The sequence below is a fragment of the Pseudanabaena sp. SR411 genome (genome assembly GCF_002251945.1).
Lineage (GTDB): Bacteria > Cyanobacteriota > Cyanobacteriia > Pseudanabaenales > Pseudanabaenaceae > Pseudanabaena.
Window position 1 is genome coordinate 67,307 of record NZ_NDHW01000132.1, and the last position, 11,193, is coordinate 78,499.

Below are 11,193 nucleotides of genomic sequence, written 5' to 3' on the forward strand. Positions count from 1 at the left end.
AATGCAAACCGTCGAAATCAAGTTCCAAAAGTTACATCCTGAAGCCATAATTCCCAGCTATGCCCATATTGGTGATGCTGGTGCTGATGTTTATTCAGTCGCTGAAGTCACATTGCAACCACAGCAGCGCATTGCCATTCCTACAGGATTAGCTGTTGATATTCCCATTGGTTATGAAATCCAAGTGCGTCCTAAGAGTGGACTTGCTCTTAAACATGGGATAACAGTTCTCAATTCCCCAGGCACAGTTGATGCTGGTTATCGTGGCGAGATTCAAGTGATTGTGATCAATCTGGGGACAGAATCCTATACCTTCGCCAAAGGACAGAAGATTGCTCAGTTAGTATTAAAGCCAGTAATTCAAGCTCTTTATATTGAAGGAGGATTAGGAACTAGCGATCGCGGTATCGGTGGTTTTGGAAGTACTGGACTGAAGTAGCGATCGCACAAGATACTCTATTCCATTCACCAAATTATAAAATCTCTGGGAAAGTTAAACTAAAAAGCTCAATTACGCAAGTAATTTTTTGTAAACTCTTGTGGAGTGAGACATTCAAACTCTTTAGTCTCTTTGACTACCCCTGTTAAGGTGCAAAAATATCGAACGTCGATTGGTCATTTCAGCCTTCAAAAATCCATTTTCTTGGACTTTTGACATGATATTTTACGGATCTATATCGCTGGAATCACGCAAGCTCGTTAGCCATCTTAACAGGGGTAGTCTGTTTGACTAAGCATTTAATCAACTTATGGGTATCTCTATTAATTCAAAATTATTGAGAATAGCTAAGGTAAATCAATGGGTTTAGCCTTGTCTTATTGAGAATATAGCTATTTTTAGAGAAGCCCTTCTGATTGGACGAAACCAAGCATTGAGACTTACCTTTGCTTGCTGTCAGATACACACCAACATCTTCACGGGGAATAACTCCCAAAGCTTCAATATTTACTAAATCATGTTACGCAGAAGCCTAAAAAAGTTTCAGGGACTGCCATTCCAAGTAAGATTTCTGCAAAGCTCTAATATACAACTTGGATTTAAGAGCAAAATGATTGAGATTAGAATTAAGTTTGAGAATCTCCAATTTCACATATCCTCACAAAGACGCAAAGAAATGATTAGCTTGACTGTCAATTTTTCTAGTCGGCGATTTCGATAGCCTCACATTTTGCTTCAAGGACTTGTGATATTCTTCAACTTTCCAGCGTTTACGGTAGATTGTTGTAATTTGCTTGTAGGTGATTGTTAGGTCGCTAGTGACTAGATAGAGAACATCAATAGTGTCGTCTTCGTTTACGAAAATTTGCTTAATCAGCGATAAGGGAAATTTAACTCCTTCAAGATAAATGTCTGAGGCTGTCAAGTAAAATGTGTAAGGTCTAGAAGATCGATATGAAGACAATCTTCAAAGAGGATAGCAAAGCGATTAAGTGCAGGCTTCCAATCCTTAATACTGACCTTTATGATTCTTTGTCTCGCTAAACTATTAGACAGCAAGTTTTGTTCGCAATGTCTCTCTAACTCTCTAACTTCTCCTTTCCCACCGAAGAAATAGACATATAAAACCAAGAAATAGCGTTGCGGCGCTTCGCGCCGCAATGTCTATTCTTTCACTGGGAAGGGAGTATGATGATTCTGCGACTCTTCTTTATGAATTGCCCCTACGTTTCTTGTTTTATTGTGTAAACTATGAAATGATTATGAAAAGCTTGAATAACGCTTGTAAACGATGTCTGTAAAGTCTAAATTGAACAACCAAGAGCTTGAGCAAGCTCAAGTAATAATGACATCACCAGTAAAAGATCAGATGAAATCTGAACATTGGCAAATTATTACCACAACTTTTATCACCGTATTTCTTGCTGAAATTGGAGACAAAACCCAACTAAGTGTTTTAGTGATTTCGGCGCAGTCACATCAGCCTTGGATTGTATTTGCTGGAGCCGCGATCGCCTTAGTCTCCACTAGTTTATTAGGTGTAATCGCAGGTAAATGGCTAGCGAAAACTTTCTCCCCAAGCTTACTAAACACCCTAGCTGGCTTGAGTTTTCTGATTCTGTCACTTAGTTTATTATGGGAAGCGATCGCTTAAAAAATATGGACTGGCAATTATTATTTCTGAGCTTCGGTACAATTTTTTTGTCAGAGTTAGGTGACAAAAGCCAATTAGCAACCATGAGCTTAAGTGGTAGTTCGGTAGCGCCCAGATACGTGTTTATTGGTTCGGCGGCTGCATTATTACTAGCAAGTGGTGTAGGTGTATTTCTCGGTGACAGTGTCTCTGTATTTTTGCCAACAAAAATACTCAAGGCGATCGCCGCATTGTTGTTTGCAATGATGGCAATGCGTCTGCTTATGAATGATGGCGACTAAAACCTCAAAAAGCAAAGCGCCCACATAGCGGGCGCTTTGCTTTTATAATTGGTTCCCACTATGTCCATTACCAACCATGAAATCTGTTGCCATCATCATCTTAGGAGAGAAAAGTATTGCGATCGCTCGGCAAATCCAAAGCGTAATCCCTAACGCCATAATTTATGGACTTGCATCGCGCACCCAAACTGCTGATCGCCAATATGAAAAATTCAGCGAAACCGTTGGCGAATTATTTAGTCAAGGACATTCAATTATTGGTCTTTGTGCTGCAGGAATTTTGATCCGATCGCTAGCACCATTGCTCTCCGATAAACGTGCTGAACCTCCCGTAATGGCGATCGCTGAAGATGGCAGTGCGGTTGTGCCTCTACTCGGTGGACTCAATGGCGTAAATGAACTAGCTAGGGCGATCGCTGTGGTACTCAAAGTCCAGCCTGCTATTACGACTACAGGCGATATTCGCTTTCAAACTTCGCTTTTATCGCCTCCCTCTAACTATCGATTGCTAAATTCTGACGAACAATCAAAGACTTTTTTAGCAGATTTATTAGCAGGAGCAACCGTTAAACTCATCGGTGAAGCAACTTGGTTAAGTGAGAGTAGTCTTCCCTTTGCTGATGATGCTATTCATACAATAGAAGTAATTTCTAGTGAATTAAGATTAGAAGCGATCGCTTCTAAATTAACTTCCAAATATCTGATCTATCAAACGGAAGATACTCCAAATCTAAGCCCTATAGGTAAAGTCTCAATCGTTGGCATAGGACCTGGTGCAGCCAAATGGATGTCGCCCGAGGTCAAAGCAATTCTTGAATCAGCAACAGATTTTGTGGGATACAAAACCTATGTGAATCTAGTTAAAGAATTCACGGAGGGAAAAATTGTCCATGCTTCTGATAATCGTGTGGAATTAGAACGTGCCCGTCATGCGCTCGATCTTGCCACTGAGGGCAAATCTGTAGTGATTGTTTCATCGGGTGATGCGGGGATCTATGGCATGGCTTCCGCAGTTTTTGAAGTTATGGATGATGATCCTGATCCCAAATGGAATCAAATCAATATTCATGTTGCGCCTGGTATATCCGCAGTGCAAGCGGCGGCGGCAGCGATCGGCGCACCAATCGGGCATGATTTCTGTACGATTTCACTTTCAGATATTCTCAAACCTTGGGAAATCATTGAACAAAGATTGTCCGCCGCAGCCCAAGCTGATTTTGTAATCGCGATTTACAATCCCATTTCCACACAGCGTAAATGGCAACTCCCTGCCGCCAAAGAGACATTATTAAAATGGCGATCGCCTGATACACCTGTAGTTTTAGGTCACAGGATGGGACGCAAAGGTGAAAATTTGCGAGTAATTACCCTTGCAGAATTAGAGCCTGAACTAGCGGATATGCAAACGGTGATTATTGTTGGCTCTAGTAAGACTAAGATTTTAGAAATAGGAGATCGCTTACGAGTGTATACACCCCGCACATACAATTAGAGTTCTATTCCCCAATCCCGCACCTGTTGAGCAAGTTTTGTACTAATTTTACGGACTTCATAGGTTGCTGACTAAACTATTGGCATTATTTTCACCGCTTCTTAAATTGCGATAGAAACCCTAGCTCGATATAACAACTTCTCACCCTGAATATAACCAACATAACGGACGACCACCATACTGCCTTCTTCTAATTGATCACTTCCTTCCATTAATTGATGCCTTTGTGGATCGTAGGGAACTTCTGCACCAACGGAACCAATCGTAGTGATTCCCCATTTTTGTAAGAGTGCATCTAAAGGACGTAATAGAGGCAGAATATTTTTTGCTAGCATATTCGGATTTTGCTGAGATGCATAGGCTGCTGATGGTAATTGCAAAAGTAGCGATTCTAATTGGTGAATAGTTTCTCGTTCAAACTGCGATCGCAATTCTTGCTTTTGATGCTCAAATTTTTGCTGCAAGCGTTGATATTCTTCGCGCAAAGCCGCGATCGCTGAAATTGAGACTTCTGAATTACTTGGCTCACTAATAAACTTAGCGATCAGGTCGTTGACTTCAATTTGCAATACTTCTGCTAACTTCGCTAAATCTACATATCTCAATGTCGCTGCGTTACCCTTACGCAGCGTATCGATCGCCCGACGTGACATTCCTGTGCGCTCGCTAAGTAATTGGAAGCTAGATATACCAACTAGCTGCATGAGGTGACGTAATATTTCAGTGCGATCGCTCATAGCCTGATTTAATAAATTAATAAAGAATCTGTTGTTTGTAGGGTGGCTTAGCCGTCCCACAAGCTTCTAGTAAGATGAGAAGTTGAGTGTTCGCCTCATCGCGGATCTATGCTGACTATTGTACTATCATCATTTTCCTGCCCCTTTGAATAATTATCTGTTCTATGCCTAATAAACTTGGATTTTGGTTGATTTGGATTTTATTTGGGGTTTATGCATTCATCTTTGCTCCACCCGATCGCCCTGACACACTGGCGTTAATCCAAAAGCTGATCGCAGGTGACTGGCAAGGGACAAATGCTTATATTGTGGCGCTATTTAATTTGATGGGTGTTTTTCCTTGCATTTATGCTTGCATGTTAGCTAGTGATGGAAAGGGACAGAAAATACCAACTTGGTTATTTTCGTTACTCTCATTTTTAGTAGGAGCCTTTGCCCTGTTGCCATACTTTGCATTGCGTGAGCCAAATCCTACCTTTGTTGGTAAAAAAGGTTGGAATGTCAAAATTTTAGATTCGCGTTTTGCAGGTATTGGGATTAGCGCGATCGCCCTTTACTTTTTAGTGTACGGATTCTCTAATGGCAATTGGACTGACTTTATCCAGCAATGGCAGACTAGTCGATTTATTCATGTGATGAGTTTAGATTTTTGTATGTTGTCGCTGATGTTCCCTTGGTTGCTCAGTGACGATATGGAAAGACGCGGTATGACTGATGATCGCTTTTTTTCATTTATTGCACTTATTCCTCTCATTGGCGCATTAATTTATCTATGTTTGCGATCGCCTTTAATTGAAAGTGAGCAAGAGGCAACAGCTTAAAACATCAGACATCAATATCAATAAAAAAGGCAATTCATGCCTTTTTTATTGGCAAATATTTTCAATCATGCGATTGGCTTGGGAGCCATAACCTCCGCCAAAGAGATTGAAATGATTGAGAATGTGATAGAGATTATAAAGAGTCTTGCGCTGTTGATAGCCTGAATTTAATGGATAAGCTACTTGATAGGCGCGATAAAACTGGGATGGAAAGCCTCCAAATAACTCAGTCATCGCCAAATCAACTTCGCGATCGCCAAAATATAAAGCAGGATCAAAAATCACAGGTTCCCCATCGACAAACGCCGCATTACCACCCCACAGATCACCATGTACCATTGAAGGCTGTGGTTGGTAATCATCAAAAAATCTCGACAGAGCCTTATAAACTTTTTCTTCGGGAATATTACAGCGCCAACCTTTGCGTTTAGCCAAATTAAACTGGAAGGCAAGCCGATATTCAATCCAAAAATCAAGCCAACTATGAGTCCAGTTATTAATCTGTGGCGTTGCTCCAATCACATTGTTACGTTCCCAGCCAAATCCGCGCTCGCTAGTTACGCGATGCATCGCGGCAAGATTTTGACCCATTGCTTCCCAATCTTGACGATCGTCTAAGTCAAGATTTTCCATTACTAAGTAAGCCATATCATTAGCGATCCCCCAACAAATTGGCTGTGGTACGCGAATTGTGTGGGTAGCATATATTTGCTTTAGGGCGATCGCTTCAGCCGCAAACATATCTAAACAGTTAGCGGTATTAGTTTTTACAAAAAATTGACGCTGACCACCGGATATTCGAGTTGTCTGATTGATGCATCCACCAGACTGAGCTTGACGGCGATCGCTGGTAAAGCGTTCTCCCGTTGCTTGCGAAATGGCGATCGCGATTTCATCCCACATAATTTTGTCCACAATTCGGTAGAGTTTGAGAGAGCATTCTCAATAAAACGTAACCCTAAAACTAAAAGACGGTTCGTATACTGAGAACTAACACTATTAATTGATTGATTACAGTAAATTTCGATAAGCTCAAATCCAAATTTTTTAGAAGATCGATGCAAAGCGTCGCTCTTCTAAAAAATTTAGGATTGTAGTACAGCCTTAAAAATTATCCTAGTTGGTGAAATATGATGAATGACATTGGTAAATACCGCTTTGTTTGTACCCTCACCCTCAGTGATATTTTGGGTCAGGTAATCGTCTGGTTAGGCGTAATTTTTGCGGCTCTAGCATCAGCGCTTTCGCTAATGAGTAAGCCCATTTATTCTTTTGGTGCAGTGGGTTTGATTGTGGTAACTTCTCTCCCTTTTTTACTCTTCACCTTCGTTACGACATTATTTAATCACATTGATATTGTGCCTTTAACAGAAGAGGAAATCAAACAAAATAATTCCAAAATATCAGGTGTCCGCAAAACTGCGATCAAAGCTTAAGTTGAATACAATTCGCTACAAGAAGAGTGGACGCAAAGCGTCCACTCTTCTTGTTATAGCGGTTTTCATTTTGCCTTAGGCAAAACGAAAACCGCAAAACCCTTGTTGTGATTCGTTTTACGGTTTTCAGAAGAGCATATGCTTTTCTGAAAACCTCTATACTGTAGACATTATGAGCATTGTTTGCTAAACCATTAGCTAAGAATTTAGTAATGAGGTTTTAACTACTGTGCGTCAGCTTAATTTTGTAGTCATTTTTATCGTTGCTCTTGCTTTAGTACTGTTTGCTTTGGAAAATACGTCCCCCGCATCGATCCAAATCATTCCTCAGCTTAAAGTAGCCGCTCCGATCTCCGTCGAACTGATCTTGGCAATGGGCTTAGGTGCAGTTTTAGCTTGGATATTTAGCGTCTGGTCAGGATTGCAAAAATCTATCGATATGCGGAATAAAAATGTGCAGATCCAGAATTTGCAAGAAACTGTGCAGAATTTAAGCGTGGAGATTGAGGAGCGCAAGCGTTTAGTTTCCGCCTCAGCGATCGATGTTGAGATCGATGAAGATAAGTCTAAAAACTAAAATAAAGGGCGCAGATGCGCCCTTTATTTTACTCAAATTAGATTTTCTGGCTATTTCATCGCAATCGGTGATATTTTTAAACATCCGCTTCTTGTAAGCTCCATGACCCTATCGATCGCTGAATCAGTTACCAAAGATGCCATTGCCCTCCTCATTGATCTTGCAGAAAGAGGCGAGATTGATCCTTGGGATGTGCAGGTGATCGATGTAGTCGATCGCTTTTTGTCGCGGTTAATTGTCAGCGATCGCCGTGATTTATATGACTCAGGTCAAGCGATGCTCTACGCATCGATGTTGGTCTTACTCAAAGCCAACTCATTATCAGATATGCAATCAGCCTATGAGCAAGAGGCTAATACCAACGACGATCAGGGTGAATTAGATGAAGAGATTGTCACCGACTCAATGCGCTTGCCCACGGATTTTGATAAACGGTTGCGCCGCTTGCCTGTGGCTTTGCCCCCAAAAGCACGACGGATCACCCTAGAAGAGTTAATCGCGCAGATTGAGGCGATCTCTGAAATTGTCGATCGTAAAACTAGTAAACCCTCCAAACGCCCAAGCCAAAGCAAAGTTGCGCGTAAGGCTGCCATGAAGGCGATCGCGCAGCTAGCGCACAAAGAAAATTTATCGGAAATGGTGGAGGAGATTGAGCGTTATTTTTTGATGCATCCTGATGAAGAGATTGAGATATCTGATCTAGCAGCAGTATTTAATGATCGGGTGGGTGTATTTTGGGGCTTATTGTTAATGTCTTCTCAATCTAAAGTTGAGTTATTTCAATCAGAGTTTTATGGCAAAATTCAGATTGTGCCAACGATCAAATCACCAACGATCAAAGAATTGCCATTTCCTAATAGTTCAGCTAATTCCACAATAGACTCTACTCAGTTACAATTGAAATTCGCTGAATTAAAAGAAGTTTCGTGAAACATCTAATTTTGTCTGACTATCATCGTCCTCAACACTTGATTAAGAAATTTTTTGTGGGAGTAGGTGTAATCTTCCTCAGTCTAACTAGTCATGTGTCTTTGTCTTTAGCGCAGGTAAACAGCACTATTTATAAACCAACTGCGATCGCTAGTGGTGTAGACGTGAATGATATTCTTACGGATAAAGATATTCCGACAGGTCAGAAAGGGTTTGCCCGAGACTACATAATTAATGTTCAAAAAGATGAGCGTTTGGAAATAGCAGTAAACTCTGGAAATTTTGATACGGTATTGAGTCTGTTGGATAATAAAGGTGAAGTTGTTGCCGAAAATGATGATGCTGTCGGTGATAGCACCAATTCACTGATCTTTTTTAAAATACGTCAATCGGGAAATTACATTGTGCGAGTTTCTTCTTTTGGTGGTAGTAGTGGCGGTAAGTTTACGCTGAGAGTCAACAAGCTCCAAATTATTAAATAGTTGCGGTGCTTCGCGCCGCAACTATCTTTGAGATTTATGATGCTTCATCATTATCCATAAAAGGTTTTTCATGGGCAGGCTTAATAGTTCGCCAAATGTAATCACTATAGTCTTTGCCATCTAATAGAGAGAATAGGATTGTGTGATTTTGGCAAGTTAAAATATGCTTTGCCATCTCTTTGCGATCGCTGCGATTAGCAATAGCAATAATACGCTCAAAGTCAGCCTTGGCAGCATCTTCAATTTGTTGATATTGAGTGATGAGGTTTGCCTTAGTTTCTTTTACCCAATTGTAAAACTCGTCGGGAACTCGCTCTAAAATATCCTCAAAGGGAGTTTGATCGCGCAACATCTCCCAAATTACTTTGCTGGTAACTTGAGTCAGTACACGATGCAATTTCACATAATCAGTAAACTTAAACTTCAGTCTTAACCCACTGGCAAAGCGAATTACGAAGCCCTCTTGGTTCTGATTATTGAGACTTGCGATCGCTTCTAGATCTTTTAAGCCATCATACTTTTTCGCAATTGGGAATCCCAAATGTTGAAACGACTCAATGGCATGTTCTGTTCCCGAAGCAGTTTCAATTACTGCCAATAATACCAAACCTTCAAAGTCTCCATAATCGACGACTATGCGATTAGCAGGATAGACAATCTCAAATAGATAGGTTAGCGATCGATCTAATAATGGAATTGCGTTAGAGTACTGTGATATCAAGATTTGGTTGGCTTTAATGGCTTGGTCTGAGTTAAAGCTGCCTCTAGAAGCGATATAGGGTTGATCTTGATACCAATATAAAATTCCCAAAGAGCCATCTATCTTCTCGTATACATCAAAAGGTTCTGCGGGAATAGCTTCTTTATGTTCTTGCAGATTAAAGAATTTGGATAAAGGTCGAGCAGCGATCGCGCCATCACAATCTAGAATTAAGCCTCGACATTGGATCGTTTCAGGAGTCCATAGGCGATCGTACTGCGCTTTGGCTGTGTAGTTATAGATAAATAGCTCACCACTAGAATGAGGGCGTTTGGTGATATATCCTTCAGTAATTAGTTGATCGATTTTCTCCAAATTGATGGCATTCATTCTATAGTCCTTAATAATTTTAAATTATCGCAATCATGCTGATGGGGAGAATTGCCGAGAGAAGAGCAGTAATTCTAATTATGAAACCAATTTAAGGGTTTTAGCACCTGAGGTGCTAGAACCCTTAAATCGATTTTGATAAAAGTCAGCCGTCGGCTGACTTTCATCAAAATCGATTTTTATAATGAGAATTAGAGAAGAGGGACAAAGTATTCCTCTTCTCTTTTTACTATATAATCAAAGCAATCAAACTAAATTTAGAGAAATTTAGAATTATGACTGTGGCGACAGCATCGAAACCTTTGAAAGTCCTGATTGTTGAAGATGATCCACTGATCCAACTTGGATTAGAGCAATCACTTTCTCAACAGCCAAATATTACTGTAATTGGCATTGCAGAAGATGGTTATATCGGTGTAAAAATGGCTCAAGAATTACGTCCTGACATCATTGTGATGGATATTGGATTGCCTAGACTGGATGGAATTTCAGCAACTCAGAAAATCAAGGCTGCTTCACCTAATGTTCATATTGTGATGCTTAGCTCCCATACCGATGACACCGAAATTATCGCGGCACTGTCGAGTGGAGCCGATGCCTATTGTGTCAAAGGCACATCTACTGAAAGTCTTTTGGCAGCCTTTGCCGCCGCTAAAGATGGGGCAACCTATCTCGATCCTCAAGTTGCTCGCAAAGTGATGGATCATCTCAAGCCACCGACTCAACCAGAAAATACTTCGCACCTATCGCAACGGGAATTAGAAGTGCTGAAATTAATTGTTGAAGGTAAGAGTAATCCTGAAATTGCGAAAACACTCTACCTTAGCCCCAACACGATTAAAACCCATGTGCGGGGGATCATGAACAAGTTATCTGTTGACGATCGCGTCCAAGCCGCAGTTGTGGCTCTAAGATCAGGGCTAGTAAATTAAGGCTTAGTACAGGACAAACAGTTGCAAAAGTAGGCAGGAAGGGGTTTTATAGAACCCATTTGGTATCTTAGGAAGAGTAGAAAAAGGAGTCAAACATGGGATATAGCAGCAGCCTAAGCGATCAAGAGTGGGAGATTATAGAACCTCTGTTACCTAAAAAAAAGAAGACGAAACCACCAACATGGACAAAACGGGAAATATTAGATGGAGTATTTTACCAACTCAAGCAAGGATGCAATTGGGCAGACCTGCCCAAAGATTTGCCCCCATACTCCACAGTGTATTGGCATTACAAGCAATGGCGAGAGGCAGGAGTACTGAG

15 protein-coding genes are annotated in these 11,193 nt (G+C 40.8%); 11 read left to right on the top strand and 4 right to left on the bottom strand.

Going from position 1 to position 11,193, the window contains the following annotated elements; all coding sequences use genetic code 11:
- Position 1 precedes the first annotated feature (1 nt).
- Positions 2-439, top strand: coding sequence for a dUTP diphosphatase (gene dut, locus B9G53_RS14050; protein ID WP_094533337.1), 438 nt, complete (start codon positions 2-4; stop codon positions 437-439).
- Positions 440-1,097: 658 nt separating this feature from the next.
- Here dut and B9G53_RS14055 read toward each other — a convergent pair.
- Positions 1,098-1,364 (bottom strand): transposase, encoded by a 267-nt coding sequence (locus B9G53_RS14055; protein WP_176453217.1) that lies wholly within the window; start codon positions 1,362-1,364, stop codon positions 1,098-1,100.
- Positions 1,365-1,730: 366 nt separating this feature from the next.
- On the opposite strand from B9G53_RS14055, the gene B9G53_RS14060 reads away from it, so the two are divergent.
- From B9G53_RS14060 to cobJ, 3 genes are all read left to right on the top strand, one after another.
- A complete protein-coding gene (locus B9G53_RS14060; RefSeq protein WP_094533341.1) occupies positions 1,731-2,093 on the top strand; it encodes a TMEM165/GDT1 family protein in 363 nt (120 codons plus the stop codon).
- Between the two features lie 5 nt (positions 2,094-2,098).
- A complete protein-coding gene (locus B9G53_RS14065) occupies positions 2,099-2,374 on the top strand; it encodes a TMEM165/GDT1 family protein (protein WP_094533343.1) in 276 nt (91 codons plus the stop codon).
- A gap of 76 nt (positions 2,375-2,450) precedes the next feature.
- Positions 2,451-3,866: a precorrin-3B C(17)-methyltransferase gene (gene cobJ / locus B9G53_RS14070; RefSeq protein ID WP_094533345.1), complete on the top strand. Its 1,416-nt coding sequence runs from the start codon at positions 2,451-2,453 to the stop codon at positions 3,864-3,866.
- A gap of 101 nt (positions 3,867-3,967) precedes the next feature.
- Here the strand turns inward: cobJ and grpE are convergent, their stop codons facing one another.
- Positions 3,968-4,603, bottom strand: coding sequence for a nucleotide exchange factor GrpE (gene grpE / locus B9G53_RS14075; RefSeq protein WP_094533347.1), 636 nt, complete (start codon positions 4,601-4,603; stop codon positions 3,968-3,970).
- Positions 4,604-4,767: 164 nt separating this feature from the next.
- On the opposite strand from grpE, the gene B9G53_RS14080 reads away from it, so the two are divergent.
- Entirely contained in the window at positions 4,768-5,424 is a 657-nt protein-coding gene (locus B9G53_RS14080; protein WP_094533349.1) for a DUF2834 domain-containing protein, read from the top strand.
- A 45-nt stretch (positions 5,425-5,469) separates the two neighbouring features.
- On the opposite strand, the gene B9G53_RS14085 is transcribed toward B9G53_RS14080, so the two are convergent.
- A complete protein-coding gene (locus B9G53_RS14085) occupies positions 5,470-6,327 on the bottom strand; it encodes a fructosamine kinase family protein (RefSeq protein WP_094533351.1) in 858 nt (285 codons plus the stop codon).
- Positions 6,328-6,557: 230 nt separating this feature from the next.
- Here B9G53_RS14085 and B9G53_RS14090 point away from each other — a divergent pair, with 230 nt between their 5' ends.
- From B9G53_RS14090 to B9G53_RS14105, 4 genes are all read left to right on the top strand, one after another.
- Positions 6,558-6,860 (top strand): hypothetical protein, encoded by a 303-nt coding sequence (locus B9G53_RS14090; protein ID WP_176453218.1) that lies wholly within the window; start codon positions 6,558-6,560, stop codon positions 6,858-6,860.
- Positions 6,861-7,089: 229 nt separating this feature from the next.
- Entirely contained in the window at positions 7,090-7,437 is a 348-nt protein-coding gene (locus B9G53_RS14095; RefSeq protein WP_094533355.1) for a lipopolysaccharide assembly protein LapA domain-containing protein, read from the top strand.
- Positions 7,438-7,539: 102 nt separating this feature from the next.
- A complete protein-coding gene (locus B9G53_RS14100; RefSeq protein ID WP_094533357.1) occupies positions 7,540-8,367 on the top strand; it encodes a segregation/condensation protein A in 828 nt (275 codons plus the stop codon).
- Positions 8,364-8,849, top strand: a complete 486-nt coding sequence (locus B9G53_RS14105; protein WP_254923657.1) for a PPC domain-containing protein — start codon at positions 8,364-8,366, stop codon at positions 8,847-8,849. Before B9G53_RS14100 ends, B9G53_RS14105 begins: the two co-directional genes overlap by 4 nt.
- Before the next feature lie 34 nt (positions 8,850-8,883).
- Here the strand turns inward: B9G53_RS14105 and B9G53_RS14110 are convergent, their stop codons facing one another.
- Entirely contained in the window at positions 8,884-9,939 is a 1,056-nt protein-coding gene (locus B9G53_RS14110) for a T4 RnlA family RNA ligase (RefSeq protein ID WP_094533359.1), read from the bottom strand.
- A gap of 275 nt (positions 9,940-10,214) precedes the next feature.
- Between B9G53_RS14110 and B9G53_RS14115 the strand changes: the two genes are divergently transcribed.
- Positions 10,215-10,871 carry a response regulator transcription factor gene (locus B9G53_RS14115; RefSeq protein ID WP_094533361.1) on the top strand — a complete coding sequence of 219 codons (657 nt, stop codon included), beginning with the start codon at positions 10,215-10,217 and terminating at the stop codon, positions 10,869-10,871.
- A gap of 95 nt (positions 10,872-10,966) precedes the next feature.
- The coding region (locus tag B9G53_RS14120) for a transposase (protein WP_141211781.1) at positions 10,967-11,193 on the top strand (227 nt) is incomplete at its 3' end.